Origin of the sequence: Pseudomonas sp. SK2, assembly GCF_016772395.1 — a bacterium.
Taxonomy (GTDB): domain Bacteria; phylum Pseudomonadota; class Gammaproteobacteria; order Pseudomonadales; family Pseudomonadaceae; genus Aquipseudomonas; species Aquipseudomonas taiwanensis.
The window spans coordinates 2,322,121-2,344,681 of sequence record NZ_CP061944.1; the positions used below are offsets into that span (position 1 = coordinate 2,322,121).

The following is a 22,561-nucleotide window of genomic DNA, read 5'->3' on the forward strand; positions in this document are numbered from 1 at the left end:
TGACGAGCCACGTCATGCAGTGCGCAACACAACAACAAGACAGGCATTTTCTTCACATTCTGCCGGCACACTTGAGCAAGAGGTCAGAGTCAAAATGAATCAAACCCTAGCCGCGATGAAACGTTGGCGCGTACAGATCTTCGCCATCACCTGGCTGGCCTACGCCGCCTTCTATTTCACCCGCAAAGCGTTCTCGGTGGCCAAGCTTGGCATCGGCGAAGACCCGAATTTCATGCTCGACAAGGCCGCCATGGCCAACCTCGATGCGATCTACCTGGCCGCCTATGCCGTGGGCCAGTTTACTTGGGGCATGCTTGCCGACCGCTTTGGCCCGCGCGTGGTAGTGCTCGGCGGCCTGCTGATTTCGGCCGCCGCTGCGGTGGTGATGGGCAGTTACGCCACCTTCCCGATCTTCGCCACCTGCATGTTGATCCAGGGCCTGGCGCAGTCCACCGGTTGGGCGGGGCTGTGCAAGAACATCGGCAGCTTCTTCCCGGCCTCGCAGCGTGGCCGGGTATTGGGGCTGTGGAGTTCCTGCTATGCCTTTGGCGGCTTGGTCGCCTCGCCATTCGCCGGCTGGTGGGCCTACACCCTGGTCGGCACCTGGCACGCGGCGTTCTTCTCCAGTGCCGCGGTGGTGGCGGCTGTCGCTGTGCTGTTCTTCTTTCTGCAGCGCAACAAACCCGAGGATGTAGGCCTGCCAGCGGTGGAGCCTGAGCCGCAGAGCATGTCCCCGGGTTCAAACCTGTGCAGTGTCTGGGCGCCGCTACGTGAAGTGCTACGCAACCGTACGGTACTGACCCTCGGCCTGGCTTACTTCCTGCTCAAGCCGGCACGTTATGCCATTTTGCTGTGGGGGCCGGTGATCGTCTTCGAGCAAATGCCTTCGGTGGGCAAGGTGGGGGCGGCGATCATTCCGACGGCCTTCGAGCTGGCCGGACTGCTGGGCCCCATCATCATTGGCCTGGCCTCGGACAAACTGTTCGGCGCGCGGCGCATGCCGGCCTGCGTGATCAGCCTGCTGCTGTTGACCCTGACACTGGCAGCCTTCATGGGTGCGATGCATAGCGGCAGCGTGATGCTGGTGGTGGCGCTGCTGTTCGTCATGGGCCTGACCCTCTATGGGCCTGACTCGATGATCAGCGGCGCGGCAGCGATCGATTTCGGCACGGCCAAGGCGGGGGCAACGGCGGCCGGTTTCGTCAACGGGTGTGGTTCGGTGGGTGCCGTGCTGGGCGGCTTGCTGCCCGGTTACTTCGACAGCGTCACGGTGTTCATCGTCTTCGCAGGCTGTGCGCTGTTCTCGGCCCTGGTGCTGGTGCCGCATTGGAACAGTCGCCCGGCGAGCACGGCCCAGGCCAGTGACGTGGCGCCCAACACCAGCATGGCAATAAAGCCACTGCGTACATAAAGGAAAGCAAGCGAATGAGACCCTTCTGGCTGCAACAGGCCCTGGATTCCGAACAGGCGGCTGTTTGCCCACCGCTGCAGGGCGATGCCCGCTGTGATGTCTGCATCGTCGGTGGCGGCTACACCGGGCTATGGACAGCACTGATGCTCAAGCAAGCGGTGCCAGCACTGGATGTATTGCTGATCGAGGCGGATATCTGCGGCGCTGGGGCCAGTGGGCGCAACGGCGGATGCGCGCTGTCGTGGTCGGCCAAGTATTTCACCTTGGAGCGTCTGTTCGGGGTGGCTGAGGCGGTGCGCCTGGTGCGCGAGTCCGAGCGCAGTATCAGCGCCATCGGCGCGTTTTGCGCCGAGCATGGCATTGACTGCGACTACCGACTGGATGGCACGCTGTATACCGCTACCAATCCGGCCCAGGTGGGGGCCACCGACGCAGTGATCGCAGCGCTGGAGCAGAAGGGGATCAATTCGTTCCAGCGTTTGCCGCTGGAACAGCTGCAGCGCCTGGCCGGTTCGGCGCGACACCTGGAGGGCTGGTTCTCTCCGGCTGCCGCCACCGTGCAGCCGGGGCGCCTGGTGCGCGGCCTGCGCCGGGTGGCCCTGCAGCTGGGGGTGCGAATCCATGAAGGCACGGCCATGACCGGGCTTGAGCATGGCGCTCCGGTGCAGGTGCGCACTGCCCACGGTACGGTCCGTGCCGACCGCGTGGTGCTTGGTCTCAATGCCTGGATGGCGCGGGCATTCGCGCAGTTCGAACGCACCGTGGCCATCGTTTCCAGCGATATGGTGATCACCGAGCCGTGCCCTGAGTTGCTCCGGGAAATCGGCCTCGACAGCGGCATCAGCGTGCTCGATTCGCGCATTTTCGTGCATTACTACCACAACACCTCTGACGGCCGGCTGATGCTCGGCAAGGGCGGCAATACCTTCGCCTATGGTGGGCGCATGCTGCCAGTGTTCGACCAACCGTCGCCGTACCGGCCCTTGCTGCGCGAGAGCCTCGGCGCGTTCTTCCCAGCGCTGGCCGATGTGCCTCTGGCGGCCAGCTGGAACGGGCCCTCGGACCGTTCGGTGACCGGTTTGCCGTTCTTTGGCCGGTTGGATGGGCAAGGCAACGTGTTCTATGGCTTCGGCTATTCCGGCAGCGGTGTAGGGCCTTGCCACATGGGCGGGCAGATTCTCTCGTCGCTTGCGCTGGGGCTGGACAACCCGTGGACCCGTTCGCCACTGGTCAACGGACCGCTGGGCCTGTTCCCGCCAGAGCCGATTCGCTACCTGGGCTCGTTGATGGTGCGCAATGCCATTCGGCGCAAGGAGCGCGCCGAGGACCAGGGTGTAAGGCCGCGGCGGCTGGACGTGCGGCTGGCACGGTTCGCGGCGGCGGCGGGTAAGTCTGACAAGGCCTGAGTGGCTCTGGGCGTGTAGGCGCTGGCTTGCCAGCGCTTGGGCGAAGATTTCTTGTCGAACCATCGCCCGAGGGCGTATAAACTGCACCCACTTTTGGCCGGTCGCTTCCTGAACCGGCCGCTGAAACAAAGAGAGTCGACATGGGCGCACAGTGGAAAGCCAAACATAAAGAAGCCGCGGCCAACGCCAAAGGCAAGATCATGGGCAAGCTGTCCAAAGAGATCCAGATTGCCGCCAAGTCCGGCGCCGATCCCGACATGAACCCGCGTCTGCGCCTGGCCATCGAACAGGCCAAGAAGGCCTCGATGACCCGTGAAACCCTGGAACGGGCGATCCGCAAGGGCGCAGGGCTCGATGGCGACGCGGTGCAGTATCAGGCTGTGAGCTACGAGGGCTTCGCACCGCACCAGGTGCCGCTGATCGTCGAGTGCCTGACCGATAACGTCAACCGCACCGTCGCCCAGATCCGCGTGCTGTTCCGCAAGGGCCAGCTGGGTGCCAGCGGTTCGGTGGCCTGGGACTTCAACCACGTTGGCCTGATCGAGGCGACCCCGAACGGTGACGCCGACCCGGAAATGGCCGCCATCGAGGCCGGCGCCCAGGACTTCGAAGAAGGCGAGGAAGAGGGTTCGACCCTGTTCATCACCGACACCACCGACTTGGACGCCGTGCAGAAGGCGCTGCCAGAGCATGGTTTCACCGTGACCTCGGCGAAAATCGGCTACACCCCGAAGAACCCGGTAAGCGCTGCCAGCCTGAGCGCTGAAGCCCTGGCCGAGGTCGAGGCATTCCTCGAAGCGATCGACGAAAACGACGATGTGCAGAACGTCTACGTCGGCCTGACTGCCTGAAGACAGGGGCCGCGTTGCGTCCCAATCGCCGGCAAGCCGGTTCCTGCAGGGGCTGGGAGGCTGGCGATTGGGCATGGCGCTCCCTTGCTGGAAGGCTTGAATGAACCCCACCTTCACCTCCCTCAGCCTCGCTCACCTGCGTACGCTTGACTGCCTCCTGCAGTTGAAGAACCTTAGCCATGCAGCCGAGCGCCTGGGCGTCAGCCAGTCGGCCCTAAGCCGTCAATTGGCCCATCTGCGCGAAGCGTTCGACGACCCGCTGCTGGTGCGACAGGGCCGCGGCTATGTGCTCAGCGAGTATGCCGAAGCCTTGGTCGAACCGCTGCGTCAGGTGCTGGAAGAGCTCCAGGCCCTGCGCCAGCCAGCGGCCTTCGACCCAGCCCGTTGCGAGCGTCGGTTCTGTCTGGCTGCCTCCGATTACGTCGCCGAACATATGCTGCCGCTGCTGGTGGCAGCGCTGGAGCGCGAAGCGCCGGGCATAAGCCTGGAGTACCGCACCTGGCAGGCTGGCCAGTATGCGCTTCTGGCCAGTGGTGAGATCGACCTGGCCACGACCCTGTTCGATGAGTCTCCACCCAACCTGCACGGCCGCCTGCTGGGCGAGGACCGTGCGGTGTGCCTGATGCGTCAGGACCATCCGCTCACAGCATTCGAAGCCTTGAGCCAGGAGGACTACCTGGCGTTCAAGCATGTGCGTATCTCAGGTGGCGGCGACAAGGACAGCTTCATCGATCGCCACCTGCGCGCCCAAGGCCTGCAGCGGCGGGTTGGCCTGGAAGTGCCGTTCTTTTCCGCCACCGTGCAGGTGGTCGGCAACAGCCAGGCTGTGGCGACCGTTCCCGAACACATCGCCCGCCAATTGTGCCGGCTGCACCCACTGGCCTGGCGACCGCTGGGCTTTATCGAGCACACCCAACGCTACTGGGTGGTGTGGCACCAGCGCCTGCAGGCATCTGCTGAGCATCGCTGGTTGCGCAACCGAGTCTTCGAGCTGTGGCGGCAATCGCAGTTCGGTGTACAGGGCGGTCATGCGCCTTTGCCATAGCAGGTATGCGCCAAGTGGGGTTCTTCGGCGGCGTGGGGCTGCCTAGACTGGGGGACATCGTGGTGTCGGGGCTGGCCCTTTTCGTGGGTGAAGCCGTTCCTTGCAGGACTGCGCTGTTTTCGGAGCCAGTGAGTAATCTGTGGGAGCGGGCGTGCTTGCGCAAAGAGCGGCACTGACGCCAGGCACCCCCAAAGGAGACTGAGCGTGACCCCCGAACAATTTCGCCAGTATGGCCACCAACTGATCGACTTGATCGCAGACTATCGGCAAGGTATCGCCGAGCGCCCGGTCATGGCACAGGTTGAGCCGGGCTATCTCAAGTCGGCATTGCCCGATGCAGCGCCGCAGAAGGCCGAGCCGTTCGAGGCAATTCTCGACGACGTCAACCACCTGCTGATGCCTGGCCTGTCGCACTGGCAGCACCCGAATTTCTTCGGCTACTTCCCGTCCAACGGCACGCTGTCGTCGGTCCTGGGCGACTTCCTCAGCACCGGCCTGGGCGTGCTCGGGCTGTCCTGGCAATCCAGTCCGGCACTCAGCGAGCTGGAAGAGACCACCCTGGATTGGCTGCGCCAATTGTTGGGTTTGTCGGCACAGTGGAGCGGGGTTATCCAGGACACCGCTTCGACCAGCACCCTGGTGGCGCTGATCTGCGCGCGCGAACGAGCCACCGAGTACGCCTTGGTGCGGGGTGGCCTGCAGGCCGAGGCAAAACCGTTGGTCGTGTATGTCAGCGCCCACGCGCACAGTTCGGTGGACAAGGCAGCGTTGCTGGCGGGTTTCGGACGCGACAACATTCGCCTGATCGCCGTTGACGAACAGTTCGCCATGCGCCCTGAGGCGCTACGCGAGGCCATCGTGCAGGACCTGGCAGCGGGCAATCAGCCCTGTGCGGTCGTCGCCACCACCGGCACCACCGCCACCACCGCGCTCGATCCGCTCCGTTCGATTGGCGAGATCGCCCAGGCGCATGGCTTGTGGCTGCACGTTGATTCGGCCATGGCTGGTTCGGCGATGATCCTGCCGGAATGCCGCTGGATGTGGGAGGGCATTGAGCTGGCCGACTCGGTGGTGGTCAATGCCCACAAGTGGTTGGGCGTGGCCTTCGACTGCTCGATCTACTATGTGCGCGACCCACAGCATTTGATCCGGGTGATGAGCACCAACCCCAGCTACCTGCAGTCGGCGGTGGATGACGAGGTGAAGAACCTGCGCGATTGGGGGATCCCATTGGGTCGTCGGTTCCGCGCGTTGAAGCTGTGGTTCATGTTGCGAAGCGAGGGGGTAGAGGCCTTGCAGCAACGCTTGCGCCGGGACCTGGAAAACGCCCGCTGGCTGGCCGAGCAGGTGCAGGCTACGGCGCAATGGGCGCTGTTGGCACCTGTGCAATTGCAGACGTTGTGCATTCGCCATTGTCCAGCAGGGTTGGATGGCGAGGCGCTGGATACCCACACCAAGGGCTGGGCGCAACGGCTCAATGCCTCGGGGGATGCTTATGTCACGCCGGCTACCCTGGATGGGCGCTGGATGGTGCGAGTGTCGGTGGGGGCTCTGCCGACCGAGCGAGAGCATGTGGAGCGGTTGTGGGAGCGGTTACAGCAAATCGTCAACGACTGAAACAAGGGGGCCGCTAAGCGGCCCCCTTGTCCATCAATGTCCTACTGTCTGAAAGCTGCCTTTGCGGCTGGCCTCGTAGGCTTCTTTTTCCATCGGCTTGGCCTGTGGGTTACCCAGGTCTTCCATTGCCAGGCGGTGGGTTTCCGGTGCCAGGTAGGCAGCGAAGGCGCACACGCAGGTGATGAGGAACGCCAAACCGCCGATCACCAGTGGGATGTTGTCCGAACCTGGCGGGGCAACGAAGGCGAACAGCGCCGGCAGCATGGCGGTGAGCATGGTGCCGATGTTCTGTGCGATGGCCATGGCCGAGACCCGGTAGCGGGTCTGGAACAGCTCTGGATAGAAGCTTGGGAACACCGCGTTGTAGCCTTGGTACACCAGACCCCACATCACGATCGAGGCGACGAAGGCCATCGGTACGTTCTGGATGCTGATCGCATACAGGTAGACGAAGGCTAGCAGACCAGAGCCCAGGCAACCGGCAATCATGGTCGGGCGACGACCGATCTTGTCCGAGAGGTTGCCGACGAACGGAATCACCAACACTGCAACGATGTTGCCGACCACCGGAATCCACAGGTAAACGCTCTTGTCGAAGCCAATGCCGTAGGCCGGCTGTACTGCGTAGGCTGCACCGAAGATGGTGGCCACGACCGGGATCACGTTCATCAGTGCCATGAACATCACCAGCACCATGTGCTTCCAGCTGTGACGGAAAGCTTCTTTGACGGGCGACTTGGCGACTTTGTCCTGCTTCTCTTCTTTCACGAAGGCTGGGGTTTCATGCACTTCCCGGCGGATGATGAAGCCCGCTACCAGCACCAGGGCGCTCATCAGGAACGGAATACGCCAGCCCCAATCGTTGAAGGCTTCACTTGGCATGAAGTAGGCCAGCGGCAGGAATACCGCGGCGGCCATGACCTGACCGGCCTGTACGCCCTGCAGTGTGAAGCTGGCGTAGTAGCCGCGCCGGCCGAACGGAGCGTGCTCCATGATCATCGAACTGGCGCCGGAGATTTCGCCGGCCACGGCAAAGCCTTGGACCAGGCGCAGCAACACCAGCAGTGCCGGGGCCAGCAGGCCGATGTCGTGGTAGGTAGGCAGCAGGCCGACAGCCATCGTCGACAGGCCCATCAGGAACATGCACAGCAGCAGTACGTTCTTGCGCCCGCGGGTATCACCCCAGTGGCCGAGCACGAAGGCGCCGACCGGACGGGCCAGGTAGCCGACACCGTAGGTGGCCAGCGAAGCGATGATGGCCATTTTCGGGTCGGTGTTGGGGAAGAAGATCTGCGGGAAGATCAGGGCCGCAGCTTGCGCGTAAATGAAGAAGTCGTAGTACTCGAGTGCCGAGCCGATCCATCCGCTGGCGGTCGCCTTCTTGGCTTGAGAGCTGGAGTGGGCCATCGTTGTCTCCGTTGTTCTTGTTGGTTACCGCACGGCTGGCAGCGTTCGCGAGGCGCGACAAGGGGCCAGACGTAGCGATCGATATCGGGAGTAGGGGCGTTGCTAAATGGCGCGCAATCGCGGATGGGAAGTGCGAAGGGAGAGCGAGCGAGCAGGTGCGGATCGCAAGGCGACTGGAGTGTGCATAGGTCGGTACCCGGTTTATTGAACTTATTATGTGGTGATACTGGGCTCTTCAGCGCAGGTTCCGCCGAACGACCTTCTGGGCAGAATCGGATCTTCGGTTTACCTGCGTCTGGAATTCATAGTTGCGCACGGGTTGGCATTTGATCAATTCATCGAAACGGGTTTTGTTCGGTAATCGAACACAAAACTAACCATTTCGTACAAACCAATTGCTGACAGGACTTTACCTGCGAATAATTGATCGTGCCAGAAACCTGTTCGAGGTTTCGGCACCGTCGTCCTCCGCGCAGGCCCCGCGCCGCGCTCCAATAACAAGGTATTCCAGCATGCAGCGTTCGATAGCCACCGTGTCCTTGAGCGGCACTCTGCCGGAAAAGCTCGAAGCCATCGCCGCCGCCGGTTTTGACGGCGTTGAAATCTTCGAGAACGATCTGCTCTATTACGCCGGTAGCCCACGTGAAATTCGGCAGATGTGCGCCGACCTGGGTATCGCCATCACTCTGTTCCAGCCGTTTCGCGATTTCGAAGGCTGCCGTCGTGAACGCCTGCAGAAGAACATCGATCGGGCCGAACGCAAATTCGACTTGATGCAAGAGCTGGGTACCGACCTGGTCCTGGTGTGCAGCAACGTCCAGGCCGATGCGCTGAGCGAAGAGCAGATTCTGGTGGATGACCTGCGTCTGCTGGCCGAGCATGCCGGCAAGCGCAGTCTGCGCATCGGCTACGAAGCCTTGGCCTGGGGCCGCCATGTGAACACCTACCAGCAAGTCTGGAACCTGGTGCGCCAGGCTGACCATCCTGCGCTGGGCGTGATCCTCGACAGCTTCCACACCCTGTCGCTCAAGGGCGATCCGTCGGCGATCCGCGATATCCCCGGCGACAAGATCTTCTTCGTGCAGATGGCCGATGCGCCGATCCTGGCGATGGACGTGCTGGAGTGGAGCCGCCACTTCCGCTGCTTCCCAGGGCAAGGTGAAATGGATCTGGCGGGTTTCCTCGCACCGATTTTGGCGACTGGCTATCGTGGTCCGTTGTCGTTGGAGATTTTCAACGACGGCTTCCGCGCGGCACCGGCACGGCAGAACGCCGCCGATGGCCTGCGTTCGCTGCTGTACCTTGAAGAGCAGACCCGCCTGCGCCTGGAGCAAGAAGCCACGCCCATCGAGCCGGGTGTGTTGTTCGCGCCACCGGCGGCCAGTGCCTATGACGGTGTCGAATTCCTTGAATTTGCAGTGGATGAGGCCGTTGGTGCGCGCCTTGGCGGTTGGCTCAAGCGCCTGGGCTTCGCCGAGGCTGGCCAGCACCGCAGCAAGGACGTGACGCTGCTGCGTCAGGGCGATATCAACATCGTGCTCAACGCCGAGCCGTATTCCTTCGGCCACAACTTCTTCGAGGCTCACGGCCCTTCACTGTGTGCCACGGCCTTGCGAGTCAAGGACGAGGAGGCGGCACTGCAGCGTGCGACGGCTTTCCGTGGTCAGCCATTCCGCGGCCTGGTCGGCCCCAACGAATGTGAAGTGCCTGCGGTGCGTGCCCCGGACGGTAGCCTGATCTACCTGGTGCAGCAGGGGCGCGAAGGCCGCTCGCTGTACGATACCGACTTCTCCCTGGACCCTGAAGCGACTGCCAGTGGTGGCTTGCGCCGAATCGACCACATGGCTCTGGCCCTGCCGGCCGAGTCGCTGGACAGTTGGGTGCTGTTCTACAAGAGTCTCTTCGACTTCGCCGCCGACGACGAGGTGGTTTTGCCCGACCCATACGGCCTGGTGAAAAGCCGCGCCCTGCGCAGTCAGTGCGGTACCTTGCGTTTGCCGTTGAACATCTCGGAAAACCGTAACACCGCCATCGCCCACGCATTGTCCAGCTACCGGGGCTCGGGTGTTCATCACATCGCCTTCGATTGTGACGATATCTTCCGCGAAGTGGCCAGGGCCAAGGAGGCGGGAGTGCCGTTGCTGGAGATTCCGCTGAACTACTACGACGATCTGGCTGCGCGCTTCGATTTCGACGACGAATTCCTCAGCGAGCTGGCGTATTACAACGTGCTGTACGACCGCGATGCCCAGGGGGGGGAGTTGTTCCACGTCTACACCGAGGCGTTCGAGGAGCGTTTCTTCTTCGAAATCATCCAGCGCAAGGGGGGGTACGCCGGCTATGGTGCCGCCAACGTTGCGGTGCGGCTGGCGGCGATGGCCAAGCGGCGCAGTGGTGCGGCGCGCAAGCCGGTGTTGTGAGCATGGCGTTAGGCTCTGGGGGCCTGTGAGATCGAGCGCCGCCCGCGCGGCGCATCGCGAGCAAGGCTCGCTCCTACGTCTGTTTCGGGCCAATAACGTCAGTGACAGGCGCGCGCGAGCGCCTTGCTTGTACGACCTGATATCGCGTCAAGCGCACATCTTTCAGGAATTATTGGCCCGGAATAGACGTAGGAGCGAGCCTTGCTCGCGATGCGCCGCGCAGGCGGGGTTCGATCTCACAATCACCACACCCTCCGCGACGCCACCCGACCAACAGCGCGCTTCCCTGTATCGCTTCGCTCACGGATAATCCTCGCATTCCAATAAACAGCCTGTGAGTGGGTATGAGTGATTCCGTAGTCAGCCTCGGCCAGCCTGAGATCGAAGGGGTGCGCAAGACGCGCAAGAACAACCCCGAGAAAACGCGCGAGGACATCCTCCAGGCCGCGATCAACGAGTTCGTCCAGCAGGGGCTGGCAGGCGCGCGGGTCGACGCCATCGCCGAGCGCACGGCCACCTCCAAGCGCATGATCTACTACTACTTCGGCAGCAAGGAACAGCTGTACGTCGAGTGCCTGGTCAAGCTTTACGGCGATATCCGCAAGACCGAACAAAGCCTCGAGCTAGAATCGCTGCCGGTCGAGCAGGCAATTCAGCGTCTGGTCGAGTTCACCTTCGATCACCATGACCGCAATGTCGACTTCGTGCGCATGGTCTGCACCGAGAACATCCATTACGGCGAATACGTCAAGAAGACCCCGGTCATCCGCGAGATGAGCAGCCTGGTGCTCCAGGCCTTGAGTCGTACGTTGCAGCGCGGTGTTGAAGAGGGCGTGTTCCGGCCCGGAATCGAGGTCATCGACCTGCACATGCTGATGAGCTCGTTCTGTTTTTATCGGGTATCGAACCGGCATACCTTTGGCGACATCTTCCAGGTCGATTTCTCCGACACCAACGTCAGGCAGCGCCACAGGGCGATGATCTGCGACGTAGTGATGCGCTACATCCGCGCCTGACCGGCGCTCATTCACCCAGCCGTTGCTCGCGTGACGGCGGGTAGCCGAAGTAGGCGGCATAGCATTTGCTGAAGTGCGACACCGAGACGAAACCACAGGCCACCGCCACCTCCATCACCGACAGGTCGGAGTATTGCAACAGGCGGCGGCTCTTGGTGATGCGCAGCTCCATGTAGTAGCGCCGCGGCGAGGTACCCAACTGGGCCTGGAACAGCCGGTCGATCTGTCTTCGCGAGCGCCCGCTGTAGGTGGCCAGCTGGTCGAGGCTGAGGGTTTCTTCCAGGTTGTTTTCCATCAGCTCGACGATGGTGCGCAGGTGCAGGCTCATGGACTTCTTCGCTCCAGGCCCGACCTGGCGATAGCGAGCACCCGAGAACGACAGGATTTCCTCGACACCTTCGGCCAAGCCATCGCCGTAAAGCCTGCGTACCAGCCCTAGCATTAGCTCCATGGCGCCGTTGGGGCTGGCCGCGCTCAGGCGGTCACGGTCGAGGGTGAAGCTGGCAGGGGTGATGCGTGTCTGCGGGCTGCGCTCGGACAAGCTCGCGCGCTGTTCGGGGTGGATGCTGCAGCCATAGTCATCGAGCACGCCGGCGCGGCCAAGGAACCAGGCACCGTTCCATAGGCCACCCAGGGCCATGCCATGGGCAGCGCAGTCCCCCAACAGGCGATCGAGTTCGGGGTACTTCAACGGCGTGCGCAGGCCGCCACACACCAGCAGCAGATCAAGGTCCTTGAGCGCTTGCGCCTCCAACTCGGTAGCCACCAGTTCCAGGCCCAGGTCGCTCAGCACCCGATCGCCACTGAGCGACAGCGGGGTAAAGCGGAAACTGTCGGCGCGCAGCAGGTTGGCGGTGACCAGCACATCCATGGCCACGGTGAAACTGGCCATCGAAAAGTGTTCGAGCAGGACGAAGTCGACCCGATAGGGCGCCTGTGCGTTCTCGGTCGAGGATTTGAGCCTTAGCATGTTGCTGGTGCTGGTCTTCTTGCTGAACTGACGTGGCGTTGGCACTCTGAACTCCGCTTCCAGGCTGGTTCGCAGAGTGTGGCGGCAGGCCGAGGGAAAGACAATCTCCGGGGTGCGGGCGTGGTATTGGAGGTCGTATTGAGGCAACTGAGCTATGCTGGCGTACCTCACCCGGAGACCCTCGATGAAATACGCCCTCGCTTTGCTGTTGAGCTTGTTGCCATTCATTGCCAATGCCTTGCAAACAGGTGAAACACTGGCGCCCTGGACGCTGCTCGACCAGTACGACCAGGCCGGCAGTCTTGAAACCGGCACCCATATCTTGCTGGTTGCCCGCGATATGGACGGCGCCAAGCTGGTGAAGGCGGCGCTTGCCGATCAGCCCAAGGGCTACCTTGAAGCACGCCATGCGTTGTTCGTCGCCGATATCCAGCGCATGCCGGCGCTGATCAGCAAACTGTTCGCCATTCCGGCGATGCGTGACTACAGCTACCGGGTTCTGCTTGACCGTGACGGCCGAGTGGCCAGTCGTTACCCAGCCGAGGAGGGCAAGGTGCTGTGGTTGCAGCTGGAGCGGGGCGCGTTGGTGAGCCAACGGCTGTTCAGCGATGCGCAGGCGCTCAAGGCCGCCCTGGACCAAGCGCCGCACCCTTGAAAGGGGTGATCAGGGCACCCGATGCACTGATGCCCTGAGCGGGGTCATGGAATATTGAGCGTGATGGCGCTACCAAGGCCATTGACCATCAGGCTGCCTTCGAACTCGATGTGCTTGATCACGTCCGCCGATTCGAGTTCGCCTTTTATTCGCATGCGGACCTGGCGTTTCGCTTCGCGGGCCTTGTCATCGAGGGTGGCGGGTGCCAGCTCCACTTGGCCGAGCAGTGTGGTCTCGATATCACCGGTGGTTTCCCAACCCAGGTTGTGGCGCAGGATGGTGCGCGCTTTCTCCGCCGAAGCTACGTGCTGTGGTTTGCCGGTGTCGAGGGGGCTGATCGTGTAGGCGAGTTGGAAGTCGTGTTTCATGGCATTTCCTTTTCTGTGGATGCAGGCCTCCGTGCCGGGGCCTGCAATCTAACCGGCCGTTAGCGAAACTGAAACCAACGCGTTGTTCAGGCTGCTCCGGTCGCGGTGGGAATCTGCCCACAGCGTTCTTCGGCGCGCGTTAAACTGCTAATTTTTCGAGCCCGCCTCATGCTGCCCATCGAATTGCTTGAAACCAGCCCCGACCAGGCTGAACTGCTGCGCAACCTTTATCAGTTCTATGCCTATGAATCCTCCGACTGGGAGCAGGAGGACGTCGAGGTGGACGGGCGTTTCTACATTCATGAATCACACCTGCAACGTTATTGGCACGCTCCCGACTGGAGCGCCAGCCTGGTCCTGGTGGATGGTTTCATCGCGGGTTTCGTGCTGGTCGAGCGCAGCGAATTGCCGGGGGTCGATGCCCTGGAACTGGCTGACCTGTTCATCCTTAAAAAGTATCGCCGCCAGGGCGTTGCGCGGGCTGTCGCGCAACAGTTCCTCGGCCGCCCCGGCGACTGGCTGCTGCGCTGCCATGGCCGGGACCGCCAGGCCGTGGCGTTCTGCCAAGCGCTGGTGGATACCCTGCCGCGTCCGGTGCGGATGATCGAGCTGGATGACGACCCGGAGTTGCTCAATTTCTGGGTAAGCGCGGCCCGCCACTGAGCGCCGCGCCGCGATGGGCAACGGCAAAATTTTGTGAGTCACTTCACAAAAATCAGGTAATTGGCATAATGCCAGCACCCTTTTGCAAGACCTGGCCGCCACCGTGCCCGGCGGCTTATCGTTCCCTTGGCAGGTTCAGGTAAATCTCATGTCGCTAGTCGCAAGTTCGGACATCATGTACCGGCTGTTGATCCAGAGTGTGCTGGATTACGCCATTTACCTGCTTACCCCCGAGGGGATCGTCGCCAACTGGAATCCGGGAGCGCAGCGGGCCAAGGGCTATGGGGCCGACGAGATTGTCGGAAAGCACTATTCGCTGTTCTACAAGGACAGCGAGCGTAACGCCGGTCTGCCCGAGCAGAACCTGGATCAGGCCCGGCGCACGGGGCGCTTCGAGGAAATCGGTGTGCGCTTGCGCAAGGATGGCACGGCTTTTCACGCCCATGTGGTGATCGACGCGGTATACGACGACGATGGCCAGTTGGTCGGCTTTGCCAAGGTCACGCGTGACATCACCGAGCGTCGCCAGCAGGAGCTGGAGCTGTTGAAGGCCAAGGAGCTGGCCGAGCAGTACAGCCAGGAGATGACCAACCTGTCGCAGTTCCTCGACTCGGTGATCTCCAATATTCCTGCCAGTGTGATCGTCCAGGACCTGCAGAGCCAGCGCATCCTGCTGGCCAACCAGCAGGCCGAGCGCCTGTTCGGCGGCCGTGACGCGAACATGATCGGCCAGATGCCCAACGAGTGCCTGACCCCGGCTGGCGCTGAATTCCTGGGTCAGCAGTTCAGCCGTGGTGCCCGCAGTGCCAAGGGGTTTGCCGCCGAAACCCGGGTCGACACCGCCTGCGGCCCGCGCATCCTGCGCAGCCGGTCGCTGCTCTGCCAGAATCGCGACGGTCAGGCCGACTACGTGCTGTTCGTCGCCGAAGACGCCACCGAGGAGCTGGCCGCCCACGCACAGATCCACCACATGGCACACCATGACGCGCTCACCGGGTTGCCGAATCGCACGCTGTTCAACGAGCGTTTGAAACAGGCGCTGGTGCGGGGTGAGGACAACAGCAAGCTGACCGCTGCGCTGTGCCTGGACCTGGACAATTTCAAGAACATCAACGACTCGCTTGGCCATGCTTTCGGCGACAAGTTGCTGCGAGCCTTGGGCAAGCGGCTGCGTCGCGAGCTGCGGGAGCACGACACCCTGGCCCGTCTGGGCGGCGATGAATTCGCCGTGGTCCTGACCAACCTGGAGAACCGTGAGGGTGCCTACCACATCGCCCAGCGCCTGATTGAAGCGATCAGCCCGCCGTTCCAGATCGAAGGCCATCAGTTCTCGGTAGGGGTCAGCATCGGGGTGGCCATCGCCCCGCAGGACAGCGATCAGGCCGAGCAACTGCTGGGTTATGCCGACATGGCGTTGTACGAAGCCAAGCGCAATGGGCGCAATCGCTACGAGTGCTTCAGCGTCGAGATGGACGTTGCCGCACGCCAGCGCCGCCTGGTCGAGACCGACCTGCGTACAGCGCTGCACCTTGGGCAATTGCACCTGCACTACCAGCCAGTGGTCGACCAGCAGACCAGCCAGATCACCGGGTACGAAGCGCTACTGCGCTGGGAGCATCCGACCCGGGGCATGGTGATGCCGATGGACTTCATCCCCATCGCCGAAGAAACCGGGCTGATCCACGAGCTTGGAACCCGCGCACTCAACCTGGCGTGTCAGGAGGCAGCCAGCTGGGAAGGCGAGCAGACGGTGTCGGTGAACCTGTCGCCGGTGCAGTTCAAGAACGCCAATCTGGTGCACACGGTGGCCCTGGCGCTGGCCGACTCGGGCCTGGCGCCTCAGCGCCTGGAGTTGGAAATCACCGAATCGGTGTTGCTGGGCAACAGTGAAGAGAACGTGCGTACCCTGCGGGCGCTAAAGGCACTCGGAGTGTCCATCTCGCTGGACGATTTCGGGACGGGTTACTCGTCGCTGGGCTACCTGCGTTCATTCCCGTTCGACCGGATCAAGATCGACAAGTCCTTTGTACATGACATGTGCGAAAGCCGCGAGGCGATGTCGATCATTCGGGCCATTACCGAGCTGTCCAACAGTCTGATGATCAAGACCACGGCCGAGGGTGTGGAGTCGGAAGAGCAGATGCGCCGCCTGGCTGCCGAGGGGTGCTCGCACTTTCAGGGGTACCTGTACGGTCGACCGGCACCGGCGAGCGAGCGATTGAAACAGGTGGGCTGATCGCTGGCGGTGCCGGCTCCATGCCCCGCCGTCGCTATGCTGCGGGGTCTATGCAGGAGCCGGGTTGGCGGCGATGGGGGCGCTCAGCTATTCCACTGGGGCGCAAAATCTGGGCTCACAACCCGCTGATCCTTCGGCAGCGCCGCGATCAAGGTCCGGTCATCATCATCCAGTTGCACGTCCAGTGCCGCCAGGTTGGCCAACTGGTTCTGGCGGCTGCTGGCTTTTGGAATCACCGCCACGCCATCCTGGTCCAGCAGCCACTTGAGCGCGACCTGGCTTGGCAGGACGCCATGCTTGGCGGCGATATCGCCAATAGCCTGCTGTTCCGCGGCCCGTCCGCGCGCCAGCGGCGTGTAGGCAGTCAAGAGCAGGTCATGCTGACGCGCGTAGTCCAGCAGCGGCTGCTGGCTGAGCAGCACGTGGTACTCCACCTGGATCGCCGACAGCGGCGCCCCCAGCTCCTCGACCACCTGGCGCAACAGGCCGAGCGGGAAATTGGCCACGCCGATACTGCGCGCCTTGCCTTCCTCGTGCAGGGTGACCAGTGTCTCGATACTGCGGGCCAGGTCCATGTCCTTGGCGGGCCAATGGATATGGAACAGGTCTACCTGGTCGGTGCCCAGGAGACGCAGGCTGTCCTCCAGCGATTGACGCATGGCCTTGGGTTCGAGCTTGTCCCACCAGACCTTGGTGGTCAGGTGGATGGCTTCGCGCGGCACTTCGCTCTCGCGCAGGGCCTGGCCGACCGCGGCCTCATTGTCGTAGGCGGTGGCGGTATCGATGTGCCGATAACCCAGCTCCAGCGCCTGGCGGACCGCTGTGGTGCATTCGCTGCCGGTCATTGGCCAGGTGCCCAGGCCGATACAGGGCAAGTCCAGACCGTTGCGGGTTGTTAACCTATGCATGAGAACTCCTTGTAGGGGGGAGGAACGGGCATTGATGGTGCGTGTGTGTTGCGGCCTGGGCCATGTGCCTGAGGCAAAAAGTGGTCGATCAGCGAACGAAATCTTCTGGGCCTTGAGCGGGAACGGCAATGGGTCTTCCTTAAGTTGTCGTATCTCTTCTAGAATTCGACCTGCCGCACCTGCCTTTCACCCTGGCGCAGTATCCCGCCGCGCCGCCATCGAGAGCGCCATGAGTTCCAGCACACCGCTGTCCGGAGTCAATCAACCACTGCGAGGCATCGCCCTGGTGGTGGTGGCGACGTTTCTATTTGCCAGCCACGATGCCTTGTCCAAGTTTCTCGGCGGGCTTTACCCGATCATCATGGTGGTCTGGGCGCGCTATCTGGTGCATACCTTGCTGATGGCCGGGATCTTCCTGCCCAAGTCCGGCCTTAACGTGCTGCGGACTCGTCGCCCGGTGCTGCAGACCTTGCGTGCGTTGAGCCTGCTGAGCACCAGCCTGTTATTCACCACCGGCCTGCAGTACCTGCCGCTGGCCGAGGCGACGGCGGTCAACTTCCTTGCGCCGGTGCTGGTTACGGCATTGTCGGCACCGCTGCTCAAAGAGCGGGTGACGGCGGGGCAGTGGGTGGCGGTGGTGCTGGGGTTCGTCGGGGTGCTGGTGGTGGTGCACCCGGGAGGCGCGATGTTCACCCCGGCGATTCTGTACCCGTTCGGCTCGGCGCTGGGGTTCTGCTTCTACCAGTTGCTGACCCGTATCCTGGCCGCCCACGACAGCCCGACCACCAGCAACTTCTATGCAGGGTTGTGCAACACCTTGGTGATGACGGCGCTGGTGCCATTTTTCTGGGAAGTGCCGCGCTGGGATCATGCGCTGTTGATGCTGGCACTGGGCGGCTTTGGCATGAGCGCGCACTTGCTGCTAACCCAGGCGTTCCGCCATGCGGCGCCGGCGCTGTTGGCACCGTTCAGTTACTGCCAGATCGTATTCGCCGGGTTGCTCGGCCTGCTCATTTACCGGCAGGTGCCGGACAGTGCCAGCCTGATCGGGATCGCCGTCATCTGCCTGAGCGGTTTGGGTGCGGCGTGGATGCAGCGCAGGAAGTGACCGTCATTGCGTGCAGCTGGATGTGGAAGAACCCATGCATTGCGAAGGGGCTGCTCGATGGCCACATGGGTCAGGCACGCCCCCCCAGCAAGCTGCTCAACGACGCATCGAAGTCTCGCAACGCATCGGCCTGTACTGCCTGCTCATCGTCGATAACCCGTGTCACATCGCCAAGCGCCTTGTGCGCCCGTCCCTCGGCACGGCCGATGTAGGTCAGCTGGTCGTCGAAGAAGCGTGCTACCACACGGCTTTCGATATCGGCGCTGGCGAGTCGGCTTTCGCTATCGAGGAGCACGATGATGTCCGGGCGATCGGCCAACAGTGTGTCCAGGTCGTCATAGAACGTCACTTCGGCGAACTGTTGGGCCAGTGATTTGGCCAGCCAGTCGTAGGCTTGGCTGCCGCTGTTGAGGGTGGCGACCGGAGTGCTGCGGTTCTGCGCGGGCGCAGTGCGTTCGTCGCGATGGCGCTGCAGGTAGTCGAGTGTCGAGGCGCCGTTGCGCCCCAGCAGTACTGCGACATGCTGGCCGGGCGCAAGCACCACACTGGACATTGCGGTGGCGGAGTAAAAATGCCCGTCGGGCCTGGCGTCGTGGTTCGCTGCAGGCGCCGCACAGCCGCTGAGAGCCGCGAGCAGGACGAGCAGGGCTGCGATCATGCCGGTTTTCATCGGGAAACCTCGTCAATGCATCAATGCCGCCATCTTCCGCCAGGCACTGCTTGCGGCGGAACTCGATGCTGTTCATGGTGGCTATTGACGAGGTCGATGAATCAACGAGGGTCGGCCATGAACTGCATGATCCGCTCGCGCAGCCAGCGTTCAGCCGGGTCGTTGTCCTGGGCGCCGCTCCAGACCATCGACAGCTCTGCCTCGGTGACATCGAACGGTGCGGGGTCGGCGCGCAGGCTGCCATCGTCGGCCAGGGCACAGGCGGCATAGTCCGGCACCGTGGCGATCAGTTCGGTGTTACGCAACAAGGCCCGAAGGCTGCCGAACTGCGGCACTGCAAGGACCACCTTACGGCAGCGGCCGATGCGGGCCAGGTCAAGGTCGATGTTGCCGCTCATGTCGCCCGAGAAGGACACCATCACATGGGGGCGGGCGCAGTATTCGTCCAGGGTCAGCGGGCCGGGGCGGTCATCGGCGCGCAGCACCCGCACACCGATGTTGCGCAGCTTGCGACGCTTGGCCGTGGCCGGCAGGTCGGTGGTGTAGCTCACGCCGACGGAAATTTCGCCGCTGGACAGTAGCCCTGGCATCAGCAGGAAGTTGGCTCGACGCACCACCACACTGATCTCAGGGGCCTCTTCGCGCAGGGCTTGGAGCAGGGCGGGAAACAGGCCGAACTCGGTGTCGTCCGACAGGCCCAGGCGAAACACGTTGCAGCTGTTGGCCGGATCGAAATCCCGCGCCCGGCTGATCGCCGCGGAAATCACGTCCATGGCCGGCCCAAGCTCGGCAAAAATCTGCATCGCCCGCGGCGTCGGCTCCATGGCCCGGCCATTGCGGATCAGCAGCGGGTCGTCGAACAGCTCCCGCAGGCGGGCGAGGGCGGCGCTGACCGTGGATTGGGTGATGAACAGCTTTTCGCCGACACGGGTCAGGTTGCGTTCGATCATCAGGGCTTCGAACAGCACCAGCAGGTTCATGTCGACGCGGCGCAGGTCATTGCGGTTCATGTGCTTGGCTCTGGGCGTCAGTGGTTGGCGATGAATTGAAGCACGCCGAGGGCCCTTTTGCCTTGTATGGATGTGCCCGGCCTTTGACCGGGAAAAAGCATACGCTGACGCTATCGCCCCGCAATAGCCACTCTATTAGAAGTCTGCCCAAGGTCGGCTAGTCTTGTCCCTGGCTCCGCGAATTGTGCGTGCGGGCGGCGTGTCAGCACCTGTGTGCAAGACCGAGCCGCGGCGCCGTGGCAAGGTCGCTAGCCCCGTGTCGGCACGCGTCCGACCCAACCTGATGAGGGGTAGGCATGAGCCCCTGTGCTCAGCTGAAAGAACACCTGGCATAGACCGGAAATCTGGATAACCGACCCAAAAGGTAACCGCAGATGTCGAACGAATCGAAATGCCCGTTCCATCAAACCGCAGGTGGCGGCACCACCAACCGCGACTGGTGGCCTGACCAGCTCAATCTTAGGATTCTCCATCAACATTCCTCGAAGTCCGACCCGATGGACAAGGACTTCGATTACGCCAAGGCGTTCAAGAGCCTCGATTTCCAGGCCCTGAAGAAAGACCTGACCGCCTTGATGACCGATTCCCAGGACTGGTGGCCAGCCGACTTCGGTCACTATGGCCCATTGTTCATCCGCATGGCCTGGCATAGCGCGGGCACCTACCGCATCGGTGACGGCCGTGGTGGCGCTGGCTCTGGGCAGCAGCGTTTCGCCCCGCTCAACAGCTGGCCGGACAACGTCAGCCTGGACAAGGCACGGCGCCTGCTGTGGCCGATCAAGCAAAAGTACGGAAACAAGATTTCCTGGGCCGACCTGATCGTGCTCACCGGCAACGTTGCCCTCGAATCGATGGGCTTCAAGACCTTCGGTTTCTCGGGTGGGCGTGCCGACGTCTGGGAACCAGACGAAGACGTGTATTGGGGCTCGGAGAAAGTCTGGTTGGGTGGTGATACCCGCTATGGCAAGGCCCAAGCGCCCGGCCAGGGCGACCTGGTGGCCGAACCGGCCAAGCGTCCGGAAGAAGAGAGCCGTACGCTCTCCGGCGAGCGTAATCTTGAAAACCCGCTGGCCGCTGTGCAGATGGGCTTGATCTACGTGAACCCGGAAGGCCCGGAGGGCGTTCCCGACCCAGTGGCCTCGGGCAAGGATATCCGTGAAACCTTTGGCCGCATGGCCATGAACGATGAAGAAACGGTTGCCCTGATTGCCGGCGGCCACGCCTTCGGCAAGACCCATGGTGCCGGCCCGGCCGACAACGTCGGGCCCGAGCCAGAAGCCGCGGGGCTGGAGCTGCAGGGCCTGGGCTGGGCCAACAAGTTCGGCACCGGCAAGGGCGGCGATACCATCACCAGTGGTCTGGAAGTGACCTGGACCTCGACCCCGACCCGCTGGAGCAACGAGTACCTGAACAACCTGTTCAACTTCGAGTGGGAACTGACCAAGAGCCCGGCGGGTGCGCACCAATGGCGACCCAAGGACGGCAAGGGGGCCGGCACCGTGCCGGATGCCCACGACCCGGCCAAACGCCACGCGCCGTCCATGCTCACCTCTGACCTGGCCTTGCGTTTCGACCCGATCTACGAGCCCATCGCCCGTCGCTTCAAGGACAATCCCGACCAGTTGGCGGATGCCTTCGCCCGCGCCTGGTACAAGCTGATCCACCGTGACATGGGGCCTCTGGCTCGTTACCTGGGCCCGGAAATGCCCAACGAAGAGCTGCTGTGGCAAGACCCGTTGCCGAAAGTCGATCATCCGTTGGTGAACGAGCAGGACATCGCGACGCTTAAGGCCAAGGTGCTGGCGTCGGGCCTGAGTGTTGCCGAGCTGGTGTCCACCGCCTGGGCTTCGGCCTCGACGTTCCGCGGGTCGGACAAGCGAGGGGGCGCGAACGGCGCTCGCCTGCGTCTGGCGCCGCAAAAGGACTGGGCTGCCAACCAGGGCGTTGAGAACGTGTTGACGGCGCTGGAAAAGATCCAGAGCGAGTTCAACAGTGGCGGCAAGAAGGTCTCCCTGGCCGACCTGATCGTGCTGGCCGGCAACGCGGCGGTGGAGAAGGCCGCCAAGGACGCCGGGCACGATGTCAGCGTGCCGTTCCATCCTGGGCGTGTCGATGCCAGCCAGGCGCAGACCGATGTCGAGTCGTTCGCCGTGCTGGAGCCGCTGGCTGACGGCTTCCGCAATTTCACCAAGGCGCGCTACAGCGTCAAGGCCGAGAAATTGCTGCTGGACAAGGCGCAGTTGCTGACCCTCACCGCTCCGGAGCTGACGGTGCTGATCGGCGGCTTGCGTGTGCTGGGGGCCAACCATGGTGGTTCAAAGCATGGGGTGTTCACCGACAAGCCCGGCAGCCTGAGCAACGACTTCTTCCGTAACCTGCTGGACATGGGCGTGGAATGGAAGTCGACCTCGGCCGACAACGACACCTTCGAGGGGCGCGATCGCAAGACCGGGCAAGTGAAGTGGACCGGCACCCGGGTTGACCTGGTGTTCGGCTCCCATGCCCAACTGCGAGCCTTGAGCGAGGTGTACGGCAGCAGCGATGGCAGCGCCAAGTTCGTCAAGGACTTCGTCGCGGCCTGGGCCAAAGTGATGGAACTCGACCGCTTCGACTTGCCGCGTTGAGTCCCCTCCCCAAGGCCTGATGCGACAGGCCTCGAGTTACCCTCCGGTTGCGATGTTTTGCCGGAGGGCGACTCACCCCTGGGTTTCCTGAAACATCAGTCATTCCCCCTTCCAATCTGCCGACGGAAGTTTGCTGTTAGTGCATGCTTCCCCATAAGACGCAGGCAGTAATCGCA

Annotated in this window: 18 protein-coding genes; 12 read left to right on the forward strand and 6 right to left on the reverse strand. The window is 62.8% G+C overall.

Features of this window, described 5'->3' with window-relative positions:
* Positions 1 to 94: 94 nt before the first annotated feature.
* The 5 genes from IF103_RS10345 to IF103_RS10365 all read left to right on the forward strand — a co-directional run bounded on the left by IF103_RS10345 (position 95) and on the right by IF103_RS10365 (position 6,330).
* On the forward strand, positions 95 to 1,411 hold the full coding sequence (locus IF103_RS10345) for an MFS transporter (RefSeq protein WP_027907182.1): 1,317 nt from the start codon (positions 95 to 97) through the stop codon (positions 1,409 to 1,411).
* Between the two features lie 14 nt (positions 1,412 to 1,425).
* Positions 1,426 to 2,817, forward strand: coding sequence for an FAD-dependent oxidoreductase (locus IF103_RS10350; RefSeq protein ID WP_202676086.1), 1,392 nt, complete (start codon positions 1,426 to 1,428; stop codon positions 2,815 to 2,817).
* Between the two features lie 140 nt (positions 2,818 to 2,957).
* Entirely contained in the window at positions 2,958 to 3,668 is a 711-nt protein-coding gene (locus IF103_RS10355; protein ID WP_023380218.1) for a YebC/PmpR family DNA-binding transcriptional regulator, read from the forward strand.
* Between the two features lie 100 nt (positions 3,669 to 3,768).
* Positions 3,769 to 4,713: a LysR family transcriptional regulator gene (locus tag IF103_RS10360; RefSeq protein WP_023380219.1), complete on the forward strand. Its 945-nt coding sequence runs from the start codon at positions 3,769 to 3,771 to the stop codon at positions 4,711 to 4,713.
* Positions 4,714 to 4,917: 204 nt separating this feature from the next.
* Entirely contained in the window at positions 4,918 to 6,330 is a 1,413-nt protein-coding gene (locus IF103_RS10365; protein ID WP_023380220.1) for a DOPA decarboxylase, read from the forward strand.
* A 33-nt stretch (positions 6,331 to 6,363) separates the two neighbouring features.
* On the opposite strand, the gene IF103_RS10370 is transcribed toward IF103_RS10365, so the two are convergent.
* Positions 6,364 to 7,737, reverse strand: coding sequence for an MFS transporter (locus IF103_RS10370; protein ID WP_023380222.1), 1,374 nt, complete (start codon positions 7,735 to 7,737; stop codon positions 6,364 to 6,366).
* 512 nt (positions 7,738 to 8,249) lie between these two features.
* On the opposite strand from IF103_RS10370, the gene quiC reads away from it, so the two are divergent.
* Both quiC and IF103_RS10380 read left to right on the forward strand, forming a co-directional pair.
* A complete protein-coding gene (gene quiC / locus IF103_RS10375) occupies positions 8,250 to 10,157 on the forward strand; it encodes a 3-dehydroshikimate dehydratase QuiC (RefSeq protein ID WP_202676087.1) in 1,908 nt (635 codons plus the stop codon).
* A gap of 344 nt (positions 10,158 to 10,501) precedes the next feature.
* Positions 10,502 to 11,173 (forward strand): TetR/AcrR family transcriptional regulator, encoded by a 672-nt coding sequence (locus IF103_RS10380; protein ID WP_023380226.1) that lies wholly within the window; start codon positions 10,502 to 10,504, stop codon positions 11,171 to 11,173.
* Between the two features lie 7 nt (positions 11,174 to 11,180).
* Here the strand turns inward: IF103_RS10380 and IF103_RS10385 are convergent, their stop codons facing one another.
* Positions 11,181 to 12,188: a GlxA family transcriptional regulator gene (locus IF103_RS10385; protein ID WP_023380227.1), complete on the reverse strand. Its 1,008-nt coding sequence runs from the start codon at positions 12,186 to 12,188 to the stop codon at positions 11,181 to 11,183.
* A 139-nt stretch (positions 12,189 to 12,327) separates the two neighbouring features.
* Between IF103_RS10385 and IF103_RS10390 the strand changes: the two genes are divergently transcribed.
* Complete coding sequence (locus IF103_RS10390) at positions 12,328 to 12,798, forward strand: hypothetical protein (protein WP_023380228.1); 471 nt, start codon at positions 12,328 to 12,330, stop codon at positions 12,796 to 12,798.
* A 44-nt stretch (positions 12,799 to 12,842) separates the two neighbouring features.
* On the opposite strand, the gene IF103_RS10395 is transcribed toward IF103_RS10390, so the two are convergent.
* Positions 12,843 to 13,166: a hypothetical protein gene (locus IF103_RS10395; RefSeq protein WP_023380229.1), complete on the reverse strand. Its 324-nt coding sequence runs from the start codon at positions 13,164 to 13,166 to the stop codon at positions 12,843 to 12,845.
* Between the two features lie 168 nt (positions 13,167 to 13,334).
* Between IF103_RS10395 and IF103_RS10400 the strand changes: the two genes are divergently transcribed.
* Complete coding sequence (locus tag IF103_RS10400) at positions 13,335 to 13,829, forward strand: GNAT family N-acetyltransferase (RefSeq protein WP_023380230.1); 495 nt, start codon at positions 13,335 to 13,337, stop codon at positions 13,827 to 13,829.
* 148 nt (positions 13,830 to 13,977) lie between these two features.
* Positions 13,978 to 16,065, forward strand: a complete 2,088-nt coding sequence (locus IF103_RS10405; RefSeq protein WP_023380231.1) for a putative bifunctional diguanylate cyclase/phosphodiesterase — start codon at positions 13,978 to 13,980, stop codon at positions 16,063 to 16,065.
* Positions 16,066 to 16,148: 83 nt separating this feature from the next.
* Here IF103_RS10405 and IF103_RS10410 read toward each other — a convergent pair whose 3' ends face one another.
* Positions 16,149 to 16,973 (reverse strand): aldo/keto reductase, encoded by an 825-nt coding sequence (locus IF103_RS10410; protein ID WP_027907186.1) that lies wholly within the window; start codon positions 16,971 to 16,973, stop codon positions 16,149 to 16,151.
* Between the two features lie 229 nt (positions 16,974 to 17,202).
* Between IF103_RS10410 and IF103_RS10415 the strand changes: the two genes are divergently transcribed.
* Entirely contained in the window at positions 17,203 to 18,081 is an 879-nt protein-coding gene (locus IF103_RS10415; RefSeq protein ID WP_023380233.1) for a DMT family transporter, read from the forward strand.
* Positions 18,082 to 18,151: 70 nt separating this feature from the next.
* Here the strand turns inward: IF103_RS10415 and IF103_RS10420 are convergent, their stop codons facing one another.
* Positions 18,152 to 18,751, reverse strand: coding sequence for a hypothetical protein (locus IF103_RS10420; RefSeq protein ID WP_041925480.1), 600 nt, complete (start codon positions 18,749 to 18,751; stop codon positions 18,152 to 18,154).
* 101 nt (positions 18,752 to 18,852) lie between these two features.
* Positions 18,853 to 19,761 carry a LysR family transcriptional regulator gene (locus IF103_RS10425; protein ID WP_023380235.1) on the reverse strand — a complete coding sequence of 303 codons (909 nt, stop codon included), beginning with the start codon at positions 19,759 to 19,761 and terminating at the stop codon, positions 18,853 to 18,855.
* A 374-nt stretch (positions 19,762 to 20,135) separates the two neighbouring features.
* Here IF103_RS10425 and katG point away from each other — a divergent pair, with 374 nt between their 5' ends.
* Positions 20,136 to 22,385 carry a catalase/peroxidase HPI gene (gene katG / locus IF103_RS10430; protein WP_104881866.1) on the forward strand — a complete coding sequence of 750 codons (2,250 nt, stop codon included), beginning with the start codon at positions 20,136 to 20,138 and terminating at the stop codon, positions 22,383 to 22,385.
* Positions 22,386 to 22,561: the final 176 nt, after the last annotated feature.